Source organism: Pedobacter alluvionis (assembly GCF_003664035.1).
In the GTDB taxonomy this organism is placed as follows: Bacteria; Bacteroidota; Bacteroidia; order Sphingobacteriales; family Sphingobacteriaceae; genus Pedobacter; species Pedobacter alluvionis.
This window is the reverse complement of sequence record NZ_RCCK01000011.1, coordinates 227692-245734: the sequence shown is the minus strand read 5'-3', so window position 1 is coordinate 245734 and position 18043 is coordinate 227692. Positions and strand designations below refer to the sequence as shown.

The window sequence follows — 18043 nt, the reverse complement described above, 5'->3', positions numbered from 1 at the left end:
GAATTCATCTGCCCGCTAATATCATTTAACAACTTTAAAACTATGGAAAATAAAAAAACAGATATCGAAACGCAGAATGAGGATAAAATAGGGGTTATCCCGGTTTCGCAGATAGAGGGGAGTGATGCCGATACTACTCAACAGGATGATAATGCTGCAGATAAACTGGCTGAACAGGCCGCGAAGTCTGATTCGGATATTGATGAGCAGACTGGTAAAAGCAATACTGACTAAACAGACTATTAATTTATAATGGCTTAATTAACCTGGAAAATTCGTCGTCATCGACCGGAGCAACGCGGAGTGGAGAGATCTTTGGACCTGCAGATGAAGTTTTAGATGGTTTAGTTTTCTTGAACTTTGGGAATGAGCTTGCTGCCTCCAAAACTATTGGCTTATGTTTTTTGTTTTTTTTCTAAAGTGCTTTAATGGAAATCGATATACGAAAGAGAAATATTGGATTAAATTTTAATGAAAACGGGGAAGCTGAAATCAGGCTTTGGGCGCCGTTAGCCGCACAGGTTTCTGTTTTAAAAGTAAATGACAAACTTACTTTAGCGCTGGTTGATGAGGGTTATGGTTACTGGCATTTGCAAACAGACCAGCTCAGAGCACATGATCAATATGCCTTTAAAATTAATCCTTTAACCGGTGGAGAAACACTTGATCGGGCAGACCCAGCTTCTTTATTTCAGAAAGAAGGATCTCAAGGGTGCTCTACGGCATTTGATGTAAATGCTTTTCAATGGACGGATGCTGACTGGAAAGGAGTAGACCTGAATGATCTCGTTATCTATGAGCTCCACACCGGAACCTTTACACCAGACGGAGATTTTGCCTCAATTGAAACTAAACTCGATTATCTGATTGAGCTTGGCATTACAGGTATAGAGATTATGCCGGTTGCACAATTTTCGGGCAACAGAAACTGGGGGTACGATGGCGTATTTCCCTTTGCTGTGCAAAATAGTTATGGCGGACCACTGGCCCTACAGCATTTGGTTAATGCCTGTCATGCTAAAGGTTTGGCCGTAATTTTAGACGTTGTTTATAACCACGTAGGACCTGAAGGGAACTACTTTTCCGATTTTGGTGAATATTTTACCGATAAATACCATACCCCCTGGGGAAAGGCCATTAATTTTGATGATGCAGGCTGCGATGCGGTGCGTAATTTCTTTATTGAAAATGCCTTAATGTGGTTCAGGGATTTTCATATCGATGCCCTTAGATTGGATGCGGTACATGCAATTAAAGATTTCAGCACCGTTCATATTCTGGCGGAGATTAAAACGCATACCGAAAAACTTTCTCAATTTACAGGCAGGGCATACCGATTGATCGTTGAACTTGATTTAAATGATGAATGTTATATCCGGCATCAAAGCCAATATGGCTATGGAATGGATGCCCAGTGGGTCGATGAGTTTCATCATGCACTCCGGGTTTGTGCCGGGCAGACAAAAGACGGATATTATTCAGATTTTAATGGCGTAATAGATCTCGCCAAATCCTATCGGGATGCTTATGTGTACACCGGACAGTATTCTACACATCGGCAGTGCAAATTTGGAATGCCTGTACAACAGGCTTCAGGTGCTAAATTTGTTGTTTTTTCACAAAACCACGATCAGGTGGGTAACCGTATGCTGGGCGAAAGAAGTAGTACCCTGGTTAGTTTTGAAATGTTAAAGGTGATGGCTGCGGCAGTCTTTTGCAGTCCGTTTTTACCCCTAATATTTATGGGCGAAGAATGGGCAGAAACCAATCCTTTCCAGTTTTTTGTGAGCCATAGTGATGAGGAGCTGGTAGAGGCAGTAAGGAAAGGAAGAAAGTCAGAATTTGCAGCTTTCCACAATAATGGAGATACACCTGACCCCCAGGCAGTCTCTACTTTCGAACGTTCTAAACTCGACTGGGAAAAAATAACTGAATCAAACCACCAGATCATGCTCAGTTATTATAAAACTTTGATCGCATTGCGGAAACAACACACCGTAATCGCTAACCTGGATCGGAAAAGTGTACATGCGGAAGCCTTTTCTGAAAAAAACTGCCTGGTGGTAAAACGCTGGAAAGGTAGCGAAGAAATCATTGCCTTTTTCAATTTTTCTAAACAAACACAAACCCTATCCATTGATCCGGCATTTCAACATGCCCCGGTGCTGTTAGATTCTGCTTTAATAAAGTGGAACGGTCCAAGCCAGGAATCAAACAATATATCTGCTGAAGGCCAGATTACTTTATTTTCCGAATCAATTCTTATTCTTTACAAAACAGATGTATAAACCAACTTCTACCTATCGGATCCAGTTTCATAAAAATTTTAACCTCAAATCTCTGGATCAGATCATTCCTTATCTGATAGAGCTGGGGATCGGCACAATATACGCTTCACCAATTTTTGAGGCTATGCCCGGAAGCACACACGGTTATGACGTGGTAAATCCCCTGAAGATAAATCCAAAGATCGGTACCGAGGCCGAATTGATTAAAGTTTCTAAAAAGTTAAAAGCTGCTGGCATCAGCTGGCTCCAGGATATTGTTCCCAACCATATGGCTTTTCATCCAGATAATATGTGGTTAATGGATATACTGGAAAAAGGAAATGAATCTGATTTTGTACATTTTTTTGATATTGATCTGCAAAAAGGAGATGGACGTTTGATGGTTCCTTTTTTAGGTGAGGATCTTGAAGTAGCAATTGCAGAGCAGAAATTAAAGGTACTCGAGATTAAAGGCAAATACTACTTAAGTTACGGCGATTCCAATTGGCCGGTAAATGCGGAAACAGCCAGTACCATTTCAAAACAGAACCTTAATAAAATAAATACCGATCCTACTGCTTTAACAAGGATCGCCCAAAGTCAGCATTATCGCTTGTGCAACTGGCAGGAAACCGATTATAATATTAACTACCGCAGGTTTTTTACTGTCAACGCTCTGGTCTGCCTCAATATGCAACATCAGGAAACATTCGATCTTTATCACCGTTACATTTTTGAATTGATTGATAAAGGCATTTTCCAGGGTTTGCGGATTGATCATGTTGATGGCTTATCTGATCCTAAGGAATATTTGCAACGGCTTAGAAAAGCTGTAGGCAAAGACATTTATATCGTTGTAGAAAAAATCCTCGAAAACGGTGAAGAATTACCTAAAAACTGGAAAGTGCAGGGAAGTACCGGCTACGATTTTTTGGCAATGGTAAACAACCTTTTTACAAATAAAGAAGCAGAAAAGCCCTTTAATAAACTTTATCAGGAAGTAACGGGTAAAAAACTCGATCCATCCAGTCTGATTTACGAAAAGAAAAGTAACATCTTGTTTAAGCACATGCAGGGCGAACTTGATAATTTGTTTGAACTCTTTTTGGCACTTCAACTGGCAGATTTTTCGATCGTTAAGCAAGCTGATCTTAAAAGGGCGCTTGCTGAAATGCTTATCGCCATGCCTGTGTACCGGTATTATAACTATCGCTTCCCACTTACGGAGGCCCAAGCGCTTCATATTCAAGAACTGCTTACACCCATTCTCCATCATAAAAAGCTGGCTAAAGCAGGAGAATTCTTGAACAAAGTCTTTCTTGAAACTCCAAAGCAGGCAAACGCCTCCTACAACAAAAAGTTGAGTCATTTTTTTCAGCGTTGTATGCAGTTTACAGGTCCGCTAATGGCCAAAGGGGTAGAGGATACTGCCATGTTTACCTATAACCGTTTTATAGGCCATGCCGAAGTAGGCGATGCGCCTGATGCTTTTGGAATGGCAGTGCCTGAATTTCATAATGAAATGCATAAACGCCAACAAGACTGGCCATTTAGCATCAATGGAAGTTCCACCCACGATACCAAAAAAGGGGAAGATGTTAGGGCAAGATTAAATGTCCTTAGCGATCTTCCTGATGAGTGGTCTCAATTGGTGCAGCAACTAAAAAAAACTTTCGAATCCTTAAAAAAACAGCATGCGTCTTTTAAGCTATTACATGATAATGATGTTTATTTAGTCCTGCAGACCATTATTGGCGCTTTGCCCTTTCGTGAAGATGATGATCATGAAATCGAAAACCGTTTGGCACAGTTTATTGTAAAAGCGTTACGGGAATCGAAAAAGCGATCAGACTGGGCAAATCCAGATGAAAATTACGAGGAAAAACTCACCAAATTTTCGCAGGCTATTTTAACTGAAAAGCAGGAGAGCAATAGTTTAATCAGAAATTTTTTAAAACACATCTCCGATTTTGCAGTCATCAATAGTTTAGCCCAGCTTGCCCTGAAATTCACTTGTCCGGGCATTCCGGATATCTATCAGGGAACTGAATTATGGGATTTAAGTCTTGTTGACCCCGATAACAGAAGGCCCGTTAATTATGAGGATAGGACGGATCTGATGGCAGCATTTGATGTGCCTGCTAATTTTAAAAAGCTTTGGGAAGACAGGTTTTCGGGAAAGATTAAAATGTGGCTAACTAAAACTTTGCTAAAGATCAGAAAATCTGAGGCCGAAGTTTTTGAACGTGGAGCCTACCTTCCTTTGCAGGTTCAGGGTAAATATAGCCAGCATATTTGTGCTTTTGCAAGGCAATATAAACAACAATGGCTAATTACCGTCGTTCCTTTGGGTTTTGCTAAATGCTGTAAAAATCAAAATGTAGCAGCTGATAATTTTGATTGGAAAGATACCCAGGTATTGTTGCCAAATGAGGCACCTCTTGGGTGGCAAAACCTGCTGACGGGGAAAAAAGAGTACAAAGATCCCCTAAACGAAGGTATCCTGATCAGCCAATTGTTTAACCACATTCAGTTGGCGGTAATTAAGTTAATTCCAGATAATAATCCGCGTTCTGCTGGTGTACTTATGCACATCAGTGCTTTGCCATCCCGTTTTGGCATTGGCGATTTAGGCCCCGGCGCCTATAATTTTGTAGATTTTCTTGCTGCATCACGTCAGCGATACTGGCAGGTTTTACCGATTAATCCAACTAAAAAAGAAACTGGGTATTCGCCCTATTCCAGCAACTCTTCCATGGCCGGAAATATGATGCTGATCAGTCCTGAATGCTTATTTGAACAATCGCTTTTAAGCGAAAGCGATCTCAATGCCTGTATGTTACCAGAAGAAGGGCCTGTAGATTTCGAAAAAGTAGAAGAAATGAAACAGCGAATTTTAAATAAGGCCTATCAATCGTTTAAAATTAGTGGTGACGAAAGCCTGGTAAATAAATTTAATCTGTTTTGCGAAAATGAGCAAAGTTGGTTAGCTGATTTTTCGCTTTATACTTGCATAAAGCAATATTTTAAGGGTAAAGAATGGTTTAACTGGCCAGAAAAATTTAAATTAAAGGATGCCGAAACCATCATTGAATTTGAAAAAAGCAATCAGTCTGAAATTGAAGAAATAAAATGGAACCAGTTTGTTTTTTATCACCAATGGTACAGGTTAAAAGAATATGCAAATGCGAAAGGCATAGGCCTGATTGGGGATCTCCCATTTTACCTCGATTATGATTCCGTTGAAATATGGGCGCAGCGTGAAAATTTTCTACTGGATAAAAACGGAAACAGAACGGAGGTTGCTGCGGTTCCTCCTGATTATTTTAATGAAAAAGGGCAACTCTGGGGCATGCCGATATACAACTGGGAAAAGATGAAAGCGGATGATTTTAAATGGTGGGAAAACCGGTTAAAGAAAAACCAACAGTTGTACAATCTCCTCCGTTTAGATCATTTTAGGGCCTTTTCTAATTATTGGCAGGTTAAGGCCAGTAATGAAGATGCCGTAGATGGTACATGGAAGCCTGGAGCTGGTGCCATATTTTTTAAAACAATGGAAAGGAAATTGGGCAAACTCCCTTTTATTGCCGAAGACCTCGGTGAAATTTCAGCGGATGTGGAACAGTTGAGAAGACAGTTTCGATTGCCGGGCATGAAAGTATTGCAATTTGCTTTTGGCGACGATTTAGCCGGATCGGTGCATATTCCACATCTATTCGATTCGGCAAATTTTATTGTTTATACCGGAACGCATGATAATAATACAACCCTGGGCTGGTTTAAAAATGAAACAGATGCAAACCTTAGAAAACGGCTTTCGAAGTATGTAGGTGCAGCGGTTAATGAAAAAAATATCAATGTCATCCTGATCAGGCTCTGTTATGCTTCAATTGCCAAAATTGCCATTATCCCCATGCAGGATATTCTGCAATTAGACGAAACTGCGAGGATGAATATACCTGGTAAGGCAACAGGGAATTGGACCTGGAGGGCAAATAAGCAATTTATAGATAAGAAAACCATAGACTGGCTGAAAGCAGAAGCCGAACTTTATGGGCGCTAAAAGCTTCAGAAAAAGTTGATCCATTCAGTTAGTGTGATCAATTTATTGCGTAAAAGCATTCTTAGTAACTACTATTTAATTTGTTACTTATAGCCAATCAAACCAGAATAAGCATGGTGAGGGTGATTTATTAAACCAGATTGAATGTTTTTAAAAATGAAAATTACCTAAACCATAGCTGATTTTTCATTGTTGATTATTTAACACCACCGGTGATTTACCAAGGTTTAAACATCAATATCTTAAAATCAATACTATGAAAGCAGCAGTATTTCACAAACCTGGCGATATCCGGGTAGACAATGTTCCCGATCCGGAAATTCTGGATCCAAGGGATGTAATTCTGAAAGTCACCTCAACTGCCATTTGCGGTTCCGATCTCCACATCTTAAGCGGTGCAGTTCCACAAAAAGAACCGTTGGTTATGGGGCATGAATTTATGGGGATTGTAGAAGAAGTTGGTGCTTCCATTACCAATCTTAAGCGGGGCGACCGTGTAGTGGTTCCTTTTCCCATTTCTTGCGGTAAATGTTTTTTTTGTACACATGAGGCATCTCCGGCATGCGAAAATTCGAATTTTAAAAACTATGGCCCTAATGGGGATCTGATGAGCCAAAAAGGCGGCGCATTATTTGGCTATACCGATCTGTATGGCGGATATTCGGGCGGCCAGGCACAATATGTACGGGTACCTTATGCAGATATTAGTCCGCGGATTGTTCCGGCACATTTAAGTGATGAGCAGGCACTTTTTCTGACCGATATTTTTCCTACAGGCTGGTCGGCTATTGACTGGGCACAGCTTAAAGGAGGAGAGGTGGTGGCCATTTTTGGATCAGGGCCTGTGGGTTTAATGGCCCAGAAAGCAGCGTGGATTAATGGAGCGAGCCGGGTAATTGCGATCGATCCGCTTGACTACAGATTGGAAAAGGCAAAAGCTGTAAACAATGTCGACATCCTCAATCCACATAAAGTTGATGTTGTAGCAGCCATCAGGGAAATGACTGGTGGACGGGGAGCCGATGTATGTGTTGATGCAGTTGGCTTTGAACCTGAACGCAGCTTTATAGATAAGGTTAAGGCAACGATAAATTTTGAAAAAGGATCAATCAAAGTCCTTGAGATGTGTTTTGAGGCTGTCCGAAGGATGGGAACCGTATCTATTATGGGCGTTTATGGATCTCCTTATGATAATTTTCCGCTTTTTAGGATATTCGATAAAGGTATTACCATTAAGCAGGGGCAGGCACCGGTACTCAACTATATTGATAAGCTGATCGGGCTTGTAGATGAGGGTAAAGTAGTGCTGGATGATATTATAACCCATACACTTCCCCTTGAAGATGCCGCACGTGGCTATAAAATTTTTGATGAGAAGGAAGAAGACTGCGTTAAGGTCGTTCTAAAGCCCTAATTTATAATGAAACCTGAAGCTGTATCATAAAATAGAATTATTACCCTGAGTGAACTTGTACTGAGCGTAGTCGAAGTGAAAGGACCTGTTTTAGGTGACTTACAAGGCGTTTTGACAGGCTCAATATGACAAATTAGATTGAATTACAATTTATGATACAGCCTCATTTTTTATCCTCTTTTAAACCATTCCTTTTTTATTCTGCTGCTGTTGTTAACTGCTCTTCTCAGTATACTGCAAATCAGCTAATAAAAAGGCTTTTCGAACAAATAGAGAACCATGGAGATTCGACTTGCTTTTTGTACCCATCTTTTTTTTTCGCGACACTTCAAGCCGATAGGGTATGGATTTGTTTTTTGCTGGTTGTTGTGTACATCCTGTCATAAGGAAGATACAGGAGCATATATGGTCACATCGGAAGACTTCTATGAAGTGGCTGTGCCTGAGCACAACTATCAGGAGCTTCTGAATGTGGAACTTTTGAAAGTAACAGCTGATCCGCGTTTTCCTGCACTTGCAAAAAAGAGGGTAGAGCTTTTAAAAAAATACATTCTGGAGTTGAATTTACTGTTAGGAATAACTGGATCTGATTATTCCATTGCTATCAGTGATCAAAACCGTGAAAGGCTTTTAGAATTAAAAAAACTGACAGGAGATAGCTTTAAGAAGGAACTGGTTCGGCTAACTGTTGAATCGGATCAGCAGCTTATCGGATTTCACGTAAATGCGATTTCTTCAGAAGGGGCAAAAGATCCTGCATTAAGGGAGTGGGCCAGACAAAAACTTCCGGTGCTCACCGGGAACCTCTCAGAGGTTCAGGCACTCCATTAGATTGGATAGTTACTCATTGAACTGTAATAGGCAACGAGGCAGAGATTGATCAAAAATTGAATTTATGACCAATTGTTTAAATGAAATCGGTTAAATTTTGCCTTAAAAAAATATCTTAAATGATGTTATTGGCTATTTGGTTTCTACTATTTATAAGCCCTGTAAGTTCACTTAAATTTAGGATGCATTGATTGGGATTGTCTTTTTTATATTGATGGGTTCATATAACTGCGAAATTGTTTCAAACATTTAAATTCTTTATGGAAATTTAAAAAGAATCTTTTGGTTATGTGACTTAGTATTTGAGGGAAATTCGGTCAAATATAAAAATGGTATAAGATTCTTCTTAGAATAAGGTAAATGTCATTAAAATAGCGCTTTTCTAAATAAATTATCAATTTTAAATGGCATCTAAATTAATAATTATATATTTGCAGCCTTGAAAGTAAGCAATGTCTAGGCCTATTATTTAGTGATTTGAATATTACTTATAACTGAGCCATAGGAATAAGGCTTTTTTAATTTTTGAAGATAACCTAAACAACTTGAATGCTTAATTTAGTTCTCTTTGGCCCTCCAGGGGCGGGTAAAGGCACCCAATCTGAAAAACTGATTGCAAAATATCAGTTGGTACACGTTTCAACAGGCGATCTTTTTAGAGCACACGTTAAAGGAGAAACCGAATTAGGAAAAAAAGTGAGTCAATTGTTAGCTGACGGAGAATTGGTTCCTGATGCCATTACAATTGCCATGCTTGAAGAAGAGGTAGATAAAAATCCTGATGCTAAGGGATTTGTGTTTGATGGATTTCCGCGTACCGTTCCGCAAGCAATTGAGCTTGATTTATTTTTAGAGCGTAAAGGCAGTAAAATTGCTGGTGTTATTGCTTTAGATGTTGATCAGGACGAGTTAACAAAACGTATTGCTGAGCGTCATAAAACCAGTGGTCGTCCAGATGATGATGCTGAAAAACTGAAAAAGCGAATTTCAGAATACTTTGACAAAACGATCCATGTATTGCCTTATTACGAGGAGCAGGGAAAGTTGAATAAAGTAAATGGAATTGGTGAAATAGAAACAGTTTATAATGATCTTTGCGCTGTAATTGATCAGTATAAAGTATAAAGTTCAGATAGCAGTATAAAGGAAAGGCGTTAATTAATTCCCGATCCGTTATTCAAAACATAAAAGGAGTTATAATGTTAAAACGTTATAACTCTTTAATTTTAAAGACGTTGTCATTTCAACGTTTCAATAATAAAACATTTCAATATTAAAATATGTCACAGGGTTCGAATTTCGTAGATTATGTAAAAATTTGTTGCCGTTCTGGTAAAGGTGGGGCAGGTTCGGCACATTTACATCGTGATATTTTAACGTCAATGGGTGGCCCTGACGGTGGTGATGGCGGTCGTGGCGGCCACATTATCGTTAAAGGCAGTATTCATATCTGGACATTGTTGCATCTTAAATACCGTAAGCATATCATCGCAGAAGATGGTGGTGCTGGTGGTAGTTCCCATAAATTCGGTAAACAAGGTAAGGATGAAATCTTAGAGGTTCCGCTTGGTACCATTGCCAAAGATGCTGAAACCGGAGAAATCCTTTTCGAAATAACCAAAGATGGCGAAACTAAGATTTTAACAGCTGGTGGCCGTGGAGGTTTGGGTAATGCGCATTTTAAAAATTCTGTTCAGCAAACACCACGTTTTGCACAACCAGGTGAGCAGGGACAGGAGGTTTGGAACATTTTAGAATTAAAAGTTTTAGCCGATGTTGGCCTGGTTGGTTTTCCAAATGCAGGAAAATCAACTTTACTTTCTGTGGTTTCGGCGGCTAAGCCAGAAATAGCCGATTATCCTTTTACTACCATTGTTCCTAATTTAGGTATTGTAAGTTACAGAGGTGGAAAATCTTTTGTAATGGCCGATATTCCTGGAATTATCGAAGGTGCATCAAAGGGTAAAGGTTTAGGATACCGTTTCCTGCGTCATATAGAACGAAATTCGGTGCTGTTGTTCATGGTTCCGGCTGATACAAGCCGTTCTATCAAAGAAGAATATGAAATCCTTAAAAGTGAGCTGGAGTCTTACAATCCTGAATTAATGCAAAAGCCACACGTTTTAGCCATTACCAAATCGGATATGTTAGATGAAGAACTGATGGAAGAAATGAAACAGGATTTGCCAAATATCCCATCGATATTTATCTCATCAGTAGCTGAAAAGAATATTTTAGAGCTGAAAGATATGCTTTGGAAAGCGATTGAAGGATAAGGCAGTTCATTAGTTCAATGGTCAGTTGTTCATTAATTTCTACTGCTGACTAATGACTTTACTATTAACAAAACTAGGCTCTAAAACTGTCTACCGCTAATCCAATCCATTCTTTAAATAACAACTCCCATGTTGTTAAAGCAGTAGCGTTTGGAATAATTAAATTGTCCAATTCAAATTCGGTATTTCCCATAAAATTGGTCGGATAATATTCAATATTACGCTTGGCTTGTTTATCAAAAATTAGTTTTGCCCTTGGGATGTGCCATGCACTGGTAATTACCAGAATTTTAGCATTTGGGTTGTTTTTAGTAATGAGCGCCATGCTGTACCTGGCATTTTCGACGGTATTTCTGCTTCGCTTTTCAATCAGGATTGCAGTATCGGGAATGCCGATCAGTTTTAAGTATTTAAAGGCTAAATCAGCTTCTTTTACTTGTGAGTCTATTATATTGGCGTTTCCGCCACTAATTAATATCTGCTTAATATATCCTTTTTTATAAAGTGCAATTGCCTGGAACAATCTATCTCCTGCCCCATTAAAAGCAATTTCATTATTTCGCTTATTTAAACCCGAGAAACCTCCCAGTACGATGCCAACATCGTATTTTTGGGATTTTGGATAGTCGCCTGATACGTAAGCGTTTACTATTTTGCCAGCAATAAAACCATTGGAGAAAAAGAAAAAGATAATCAAGGTATATAATAAATACCTTTTCCTTTGTTTAGGTTGCTTAGATGCAACTGCAAAAATCAAAAGCACAAAAATCCAAACTATCGGTTTAATGAGGAAAAGCAGAATCTTCGAGAGGATAAAAATCATATGGAGATATTATCCCGTAAAACTAAGAAATTGTTTATAGGTAAAAAGGATTGCATGGATTAATTAATCCATGCAAATGATACATTGATCTCTTTATATTGTTATCCTTGTCCTTCCTCTACCTGACCATTTTCATGGGCATTTTCCAGAATCTCTTTCACATCTGATTTACGTTTTTTAGCAACAGTGTGCTTAAAATGAGGCACTTCATGCTCAACAATGTCTTCTTCAATGGCTTCTACACCAAAAACTTTCTCTTTTAACAGGTTATATTTGTCTTGGAAGCCATAACGCAGGTTTTTGGCCCCGCCAACAATTTTTCCACGCGTGCCTGCACCGCTATCCGGAGCAAATAAAATACTAATTACTGCGCCAGCTGCTAAACCAGCCACTAAGGCAAGGGCTATTTTTGCACTGTTATCCGTTTCGTGCTTTAAATATTTTCCGATTAACTTTCTGTATTTCATATAGTAGTGTTTTTTAAAAGCAACAATTAGCACGTTATAATGTTTCATGTTTTTTGAATTGGAATTAGCATCTTTCTTAACATACAACAACAAGGAGTAACTCCTGATTGAAATTAAGAATTATTGCGAATGACGGGATTGCCCCTGCTGTAAATTCCAACATCTGTTAAAAAAAAGACCAGACTTTTACTTAAGTTTAAAGTTAAAGCACAATATTTGAAATACTAAAATCAATTTACATGGTAAAAGCAACAATAAATCAAGAACATTATGCCTGTTCGGTAACCAATGGTTCTCATGATATTATAGTAGACGAACCTTTAGAGTTAGGAGGAACACACAAAGGTTTTGCCCCGAAAGGATTATTAATGGCCTCTTTAGCTTCGTGTGTAGCCATCACCTTAAGGATGTATGCCGATAGAAAAGAATGGCCAATTGATAAAATCGAGGTGGAAGTAAACATTGATACCGAAAACGGCGAAACGATATTTCTGGAAGAAATTACCTGTACCGGTGTGCTTAACGAAGAACAGAAAATCAGACTGGAAGAAATTGCAACAAAATGCCCCGTCAGTAAAATCCTTGCCGCTGGTCATGAAATCAGATCGAAAGTGCTTTAAGGTACGATGGTGCAAAACTCCTTTACACATTCATAAAAAGCTTTAATACCTTTGTAATCCACAGTGCTCGCTGCGGTAAATAATGTATGCCTACCGAAATAAAATGTTCCAATTGTGCCCATTTTTTTTAGATGGATGAAGCCATGGCCGAAGATTATAAGAAAGAGTTACGTGAGGAGGCGGCTGTGGTGTCAGCTGTTACCAACTGACACTTAAGGATTCCGACCTTCAGGATGGTGGCTGCCAGTAGGATTATTACACGTAGATTTTACTGATAACCAAAAAACAATCAATTTGCGGTAATCATCTTAATCTGCGGGACTATTTTTTGTATTTTGCAGTTTATTGTGCCGGGTCACCTTAACAGATCATAACAGCTGACCGCAGAAAAATATCTTATTTTATAATATCTTAGCAAATACATTAAAAAAGCAAATTTAACAGCATTATTACCATGGCCAGAACCAAAAACCACATCGAACTTCAATTTTTAAGCGAACCCTCTGATGTTAACTATGGAGGTAAAGTGCATGGTGGGATGATGATGAAGTGGATTGATCAGGCTGCTTTTGCCTGTGCCTTGCAGTGGAGCCAAACCTATTGTGTAACGGTTTATGTTGGCGGAATCAGGTTTTTTCACCCGGTTCATATCGGGCATTTGGTTAAAATGGAGGCACGCATTATTTATACCGGTAAAACCAGTATGCATATTGCCGTTGATGCTTTTTCTAAACCAGTAGGTCAAACCGATTTTGTGAAGAATACCCACTGTATTATTGTTTTTGTTGCAGTAGATGACAATGGGCAGCCGAAGGCAATTCCGGCTTTTAAACCCAAAACCGAGAAAGAAATTGCCATGCATGGTTATGCCATTAAATTAATGGAATTGCGTAAAAGTATTGATAAGGAAATGGAGCCGTATATTGTGTAGCGCAGGGCGTGTTGCGTTCAGCGATGCCGTTTTCCACTATCCATTTTTTATCTTATTTCTTCCATTTTGCCTCTGCGACACTTTGCGTAAACTTAGCGCCCTTTGCGGTTAAAAAGAACAGAATCTACTCTACAACCGGTAAACTAAAACAAAACTTGCTGCCCTCACCAATGGCACTTATCACCCATATTTTTCCGTTTTCGGCTTCGATAAAATCTTTAGAAATGGCAAGCCCCAATCCGGAACCCGATTTATTCTGACCATCTGTTGGTACCTGGAAATACCTGTCGAATAGTCTTTTTTGGTATTTTTCGTCAATGCCTTTTCCAAAATCACGGACAGAGAATTCAATAAAATTGTCTTTTTGAAACACATCAATAATTACCTTCGATTTTTCTGAACTGTATCGCAATGCATTAGATAAAAAGTTAACCATTACCCAGGCCGTTTTCTGAATATCGGCATTTACATTTGGTAAGTTTTGGTCGCAGTTAAGCACCAGTTGAATCAATTTCTGTTCAGCCTGGAATTTAACAGCATCAATAGCATAACTCACAATTTCTTCAGGTTTGGTTACGGCAAATGTGAGTTTTAAATTACCTGTTTCTACCTGCGAGAGGTCCAGCAGTTCGCTGGTAATTTTTAACAATCTGTCGCTATCCTCTTTAATGTGGTTAAGTAACTCGTGCTGCTCTTCGTTCATCATGCCCACGCGCTCATCGTTGAGCAATTTCAAACTCATTTTAATCGATGAAAGCGGTGTTTTCAGCTCATGCGAAACGGTTGCAATAAAATTTGTCTTGGCTTCATCAAGCTCTTTAAACTGCGTAATATTTTTTAAGGTGTAAACGCTTCCTGCAGATTTAGATGAAGCAATTAATGTGCTATTGTCTTGCTCTTCATAATTTGGGATGATGATTTCGCGATTTTCCAGCAGGAAATAAGATTCTTTATCATCAGTATAAATTTTTAAGGTATTATCGTTGGTCTCAGGTTTAATAATCCGTTTAAGCAACTCATTTTTTTGTATCAGTTCGGCTACATTTTGACCAATAACCTTGTCTTCATCCAGACTCATCAGTTTTGCGGCCAGATGGTTTAAAAAAAGCACTTCACCCTTCTCATTTAAGCCGATAATGGCATCCTGCATTTGTGCAATAATGGCTTCGATGCGCGACTTTTCGGATTTGATTTTAGATAAGTTACTGTTTTCCCATTCATTTAATTTAACCACCATTCCGTTAAAGGAGTTTGCCAGTTCTGTAAATTCATCTTCGTTTTCGAAATGCAAACGCTGTTTATAATTTTTACGACTGATTTGCTTAATTGCTGCACTAAACTCGGCAAGTGGATTGGCTACAAAACCCGGGAAATTGACAATAAATGTAAAGAGGATGATAAAACTCAGCGTCGCGGCGATCATAATATAGAGGTTTGCCCTTGATGCGGTTTCGTTAGCCAACTCATTTTTATCGTAAATGGCCTTCAAATTTACCTGTTCAATATTTTGTAGTGCAACGCGTAAATTTTTAATGCTATTTTCTTTGATGGTTAACGATTGCGGACTGGTTAATAAGTTAAAAGCCGCTTCTAATTTCTGGAAAGCCACTTTTTCGCCATGTTCGGTAATGTTTAATCCTTCGTTTTGCAAGTTTTCCTTAAATACAGCCAGTTGAGTGCTGCTTAATGGAAGTCGGTTCTGATCGATTACATTCCGCATAGCGGCAACATATTTCAACGATTTATAGTTGTCTTTAAGAATTACCTTCGATTTATTGGAAAGCTCGTTTAAGAAAAAGAGCGCAATTAATCCGAATGATAAAACGATTATAAAGAGAAACCCGAATCCGAGGCGAAGCTTGGTTTTTATTTTCATCTGTTTTTATTTTTTAAATGGTGATCAAGCTATCATGATTTACTTATTTATTGTGAAATTTTGCAAATCATTGATGGTTTCATTGTGTTGTAGTTAACCGCAAAGGGCTAAGAAATTTTCGCTATTAACGTAAGGCAATTTCACTCTTTTTTGTGTAAAAATAGGTTATAATTAAATCTGTTTCCTGATTAACTAAGTTATATAACAAATGTTAAATAAATAGCATCTGTTTAGCCTGTAGTCAATAGCTATGCCAGTATATTGTCTTGTTGTTTAAGTTGTTGTATTTTAGGTTTATAGGGCGTTTTTGTGGTTGTTTAAAGCAAAAAAACCTTTTCATTTTGGAAGGGTTTTTATCAAAATGAAATTTTACTTTTGAAAGTTCAAAGTACTGTTTTTTGTTCCTAAACCTGATTAAAGTGGTAGCTGGCGGCTTCACGCCGACACTACAAACGGAGCAGGACTGACACTCCTATGAAAATGCAGGCTGGGCTTTCCGAAAGAAGATTAAACTATTGTTTTTTGGAAAGCAGGTTAAGTAGCATTTAGGTTGGTGTAGTTCCCGCTGTCCGCTTTACTACGTGCCGCTTTCATCGGGTTTAGGTGGTATGGCGAGTAATAATATTTGGAGTTGCATGGTGCTGAAATAATGCGCCATTACATTATTCTTTGGGTCTTCCAGCACTGTTCTTTGTTTATAAACCTGATCGTAGCGAACACGGAGTGCAACGGAGTAAAGCGAAGAGCAGGGAGAAATGTTCCTATGAAACACAGGTTTGGCTTTCCAAAAGCAAAAAAACATTAGATCTGAATTTTGTTTTTTAGGAAAGCAGGTTTGGAAGCATTTAGGTTGGTGTAGTTCCCGCTGTCCGCTTTACTGCGTGCCGCTTCCATCAGGTTTAGGTGGCACGGCTGGTAATAAGATTTAAGGCTGCAAGGCGCATAAAAATGAATAAAGACTAGAATTTGATAAACTTCTCTATCTGCTCGTTGGTAAACTTAATCGTATCTGGTTGGCTTAAGTTGCCTTCTGTATCTAATTCGGTTTTTATATTCGGAATGTGTAAACGTAAGGGTAAAACATGCAGGTTAATATAGTGGCAAACGCCTGTAAAATGATCTACACCACGTATATTGCCATATTTGCCCGATGAAATGCCCACTAATGCTGCTTTTTTATCGTAAAAACTATCAGGGAAATTAGAGGCATCTATTAATACTTTTAATACTCCCGGGTAACTGCCATTATACTCTGGCATGATGAACAAAAACTTTTCGGTTTGGTAAATCATGTTCTGGATTTCCTGAAAAGCTTCCGATCGTTTGCCATACATATCCGTGTTCAAAACATCTATAGGCAAGTGCTCCAGGCTGAACAGATTGGCATCGGCACCTTTTTCTTTTAGTTGCTTCTGGTAATATTTGGCAACTTTTAGCGTATTGCTATTGGGCCTGTTGGTAGCGGCTATAATTGTGATCATGGATAATTGTTAATAAGATGTGTAAAACCCAAACAAGCTTCTTGCTAAAATTGCCATATAGTTTGTATCTTAGCTGATTGTGAAAAAGGCCGTAAACAACGCAAAAATAGAACTTTTTGCCAATTAAAACGCATAAATAACACAGCCCAAATAAACGTTAAGTAAATTTCGGATACATAGATGAGCAAAATTATTGCATTAGCAAATCAAAAAGGTGGCGTTGGTAAAACAACTTCATCTATAAACCTGGCTGCGAGTTTAGCCGTACTAGAATATAAAACTTTACTGGTAGATGCTGATCCTCAGGCAAATTCAACTTCAGGTATCGGTTTCGATCCCCGGAATATTAAAGACAGTATTTATGAGTGTATCATTAATGATATTGACCCGTTACAGGCCATCCAAAAAACAGATACACCAAATTTAGATTTACTGCCTGCCCACATTGATCTGGTTGGTGCGGAAATCGAGATGATTAACCTCAACAACCGCGAGTATAAAATGAAAGCGGTTTTGGAGAAAATCAAAGATCAGTATGATTTCATTATCATCGATTGTTCTCCATCCTTAGGTTTAATTACCATCAATGCTTTAACAGCAGCTGATTCGGTTATTATTCCTGTTCAGTGCGAGTATTTTGCGTTAGAAGGATTGGGGAAATTACTAAATACCATAAAAATCGTTCAGAACCGTTTAAACCCTGATCTGGAGATTGAGGGTATTTTATTAACCATGTACGATGTGCGTTTGCGTTTATCGAACCAGGTGGTAGAAGAGGTGAGAACGCATTTTCATGAATTGGTTTTCGATACCATTATTCAGCGCAATACACGTTTAAGTGAAGCACCTAGTTATGGCGTTTCGGTCATTATGCACGATGCAAATTGCAAAGGTGCCATTAACTACCTTAACCTTGCCCGCGAAATTGTGAAGAAAAACGGTCTTTTAAAGGAAGAAGAAAACATAGGAACAGCAACTTTATAAATTATAG

15 protein-coding genes are annotated in these 18043 nt (G+C 38.7%); 10 read left to right on the top strand and 5 right to left on the bottom strand.

Going from position 1 to position 18043, the window contains the following annotated elements:
- Positions 1-42: 42 nt before the first annotated feature.
- From BCL90_RS08800 to obgE, 7 genes are all read left to right on the top strand, one after another.
- The gene (locus BCL90_RS08800) at positions 43-234 is read left to right on the top strand and encodes a hypothetical protein (protein ID WP_121283658.1); all 192 of its coding nucleotides are present in this window, start codon (positions 43-45) and stop codon (positions 232-234) included.
- 194 nt (positions 235-428) lie between these two features.
- Entirely contained in the window at positions 429-2288 is a 1860-nt protein-coding gene (gene treZ, locus BCL90_RS08795; protein WP_121283657.1) for a malto-oligosyltrehalose trehalohydrolase, read from the top strand.
- Positions 2281-6333, top strand: coding sequence for a malto-oligosyltrehalose synthase (gene treY / locus BCL90_RS08790; protein ID WP_121283656.1), 4053 nt, complete (start codon positions 2281-2283; stop codon positions 6331-6333). The genes treZ and treY overlap by 8 nt, the downstream gene beginning before the upstream one ends.
- Positions 6334-6589: 256 nt before the next feature.
- Positions 6590-7747, top strand: coding sequence for a zinc-dependent alcohol dehydrogenase (locus tag BCL90_RS08785; protein WP_121283655.1), 1158 nt, complete (start codon positions 6590-6592; stop codon positions 7745-7747).
- 279 nt (positions 7748-8026) lie between these two features.
- Positions 8027-8578 carry a DUF4142 domain-containing protein gene (locus BCL90_RS08780; RefSeq protein ID WP_121283654.1) on the top strand — a complete coding sequence of 184 codons (552 nt, stop codon included), beginning with the start codon at positions 8027-8029 and terminating at the stop codon, positions 8576-8578.
- 549 nt (positions 8579-9127) lie between these two features.
- Positions 9128-9703, top strand: coding sequence for an adenylate kinase (locus BCL90_RS08775; protein ID WP_121283653.1), 576 nt, complete (start codon positions 9128-9130; stop codon positions 9701-9703).
- 155 nt (positions 9704-9858) lie between these two features.
- Positions 9859-10854, top strand: a complete 996-nt coding sequence (obgE, locus tag BCL90_RS08770) for a GTPase ObgE (protein WP_029277724.1) — start codon at positions 9859-9861, stop codon at positions 10852-10854.
- Positions 10855-10927: 73 nt separating this feature from the next.
- Here obgE and BCL90_RS08765 read toward each other — a convergent pair whose 3' ends face one another.
- On the bottom strand, positions 10928-11677 hold the full coding sequence (locus BCL90_RS08765) for a YdcF family protein (RefSeq protein WP_121283652.1): 750 nt from the start codon (positions 11675-11677) through the stop codon (positions 10928-10930).
- Between the two features lie 101 nt (positions 11678-11778).
- Complete coding sequence (locus BCL90_RS08760; protein WP_121284568.1) at positions 11779-12144, bottom strand: YtxH domain-containing protein; 366 nt, start codon at positions 12142-12144, stop codon at positions 11779-11781.
- Positions 12145-12383: 239 nt separating this feature from the next.
- Here BCL90_RS08760 and BCL90_RS08755 point away from each other — a divergent pair, with 239 nt between their 5' ends.
- Complete coding sequence (locus BCL90_RS08755) at positions 12384-12764, top strand: OsmC family protein (RefSeq protein ID WP_121283651.1); 381 nt, start codon at positions 12384-12386, stop codon at positions 12762-12764.
- 454 nt (positions 12765-13218) lie between these two features.
- On the top strand, positions 13219-13695 hold the full coding sequence (locus tag BCL90_RS08750) for an acyl-CoA thioesterase (RefSeq protein ID WP_121283650.1): 477 nt from the start codon (positions 13219-13221) through the stop codon (positions 13693-13695).
- Positions 13696-13819: 124 nt separating this feature from the next.
- Here BCL90_RS08750 and BCL90_RS08745 read toward each other — a convergent pair whose 3' ends face one another.
- The 3 genes from BCL90_RS08745 to BCL90_RS08740 form a co-directional block, all read right to left on the bottom strand.
- On the bottom strand, positions 13820-15571 hold the full coding sequence (locus tag BCL90_RS08745) for a HAMP domain-containing sensor histidine kinase (protein ID WP_121283649.1): 1752 nt from the start codon (positions 15569-15571) through the stop codon (positions 13820-13822).
- A gap of 577 nt (positions 15572-16148) precedes the next feature.
- On the bottom strand, positions 16149-16373 hold the full coding sequence (locus tag BCL90_RS25405) for a hypothetical protein (protein WP_134380477.1): 225 nt from the start codon (positions 16371-16373) through the stop codon (positions 16149-16151).
- 157 nt (positions 16374-16530) lie between these two features.
- The gene (locus BCL90_RS08740) at positions 16531-17052 is read right to left on the bottom strand and encodes an NADPH-dependent FMN reductase (RefSeq protein ID WP_121283648.1); all 522 of its coding nucleotides are present in this window, start codon (positions 17050-17052) and stop codon (positions 16531-16533) included.
- Positions 17053-17232: 180 nt separating this feature from the next.
- Here BCL90_RS08740 and BCL90_RS08735 point away from each other — a divergent pair, with 180 nt between their 5' ends.
- Positions 17233-18036 carry a ParA family protein gene (locus BCL90_RS08735; protein ID WP_055912555.1) on the top strand — a complete coding sequence of 268 codons (804 nt, stop codon included), beginning with the start codon at positions 17233-17235 and terminating at the stop codon, positions 18034-18036.
- Positions 18037-18043: the final 7 nt, after the last annotated feature.

What these genes read in the sequence shown, in the direction of transcription:
- BCL90_RS08800 (WP_121283658.1), top strand. Translation starts at nt 43, where the DNA reads ATGGAAAATAAAAAAACAGATATCGAAACGCAGAATGAGGATAAAATA.
- treZ (WP_121283657.1), top strand. Translation starts at nt 429, where the DNA reads ATGGAAATCGATATACGAAAGAGAAATATTGGATTAAATTTTAATGAA.
- treY (WP_121283656.1), top strand. Translation starts at nt 2,281, where the DNA reads ATGTATAAACCAACTTCTACCTATCGGATCCAGTTTCATAAAAATTTT.
- BCL90_RS08785 (WP_121283655.1), top strand. Translation starts at nt 6,590, where the DNA reads ATGAAAGCAGCAGTATTTCACAAACCTGGCGATATCCGGGTAGACAAT.
- BCL90_RS08780 (WP_121283654.1), top strand. Translation starts at nt 8,027, where the DNA reads ATGGAGATTCGACTTGCTTTTTGTACCCATCTTTTTTTTTCGCGACAC.
- BCL90_RS08775 (WP_121283653.1), top strand. Translation starts at nt 9,128, where the DNA reads ATGCTTAATTTAGTTCTCTTTGGCCCTCCAGGGGCGGGTAAAGGCACC.
- obgE (WP_029277724.1), top strand. Translation starts at nt 9,859, where the DNA reads ATGTCACAGGGTTCGAATTTCGTAGATTATGTAAAAATTTGTTGCCGT.
- BCL90_RS08765 (WP_121283652.1), bottom strand. Translation starts at nt 11,677, where the DNA reads ATGATTTTTATCCTCTCGAAGATTCTGCTTTTCCTCATTAAACCGATA.
- BCL90_RS08760 (WP_121284568.1), bottom strand. Translation starts at nt 12,144, where the DNA reads ATGAAATACAGAAAGTTAATCGGAAAATATTTAAAGCACGAAACGGAT.
- BCL90_RS08755 (WP_121283651.1), top strand. Translation starts at nt 12,384, where the DNA reads ATGGTAAAAGCAACAATAAATCAAGAACATTATGCCTGTTCGGTAACC.
- BCL90_RS08750 (WP_121283650.1), top strand. Translation starts at nt 13,219, where the DNA reads ATGGCCAGAACCAAAAACCACATCGAACTTCAATTTTTAAGCGAACCC.
- BCL90_RS08745 (WP_121283649.1), bottom strand. Translation starts at nt 15,571, where the DNA reads ATGAAAATAAAAACCAAGCTTCGCCTCGGATTCGGGTTTCTCTTTATA.
- BCL90_RS25405 (WP_134380477.1), bottom strand. Translation starts at nt 16,373, where the DNA reads ATGTTTTTTTGCTTTTGGAAAGCCAAACCTGTGTTTCATAGGAACATT.
- BCL90_RS08740 (WP_121283648.1), bottom strand. Translation starts at nt 17,052, where the DNA reads ATGATCACAATTATAGCCGCTACCAACAGGCCCAATAGCAATACGCTA.
- BCL90_RS08735 (WP_055912555.1), top strand. Translation starts at nt 17,233, where the DNA reads ATGAGCAAAATTATTGCATTAGCAAATCAAAAAGGTGGCGTTGGTAAA.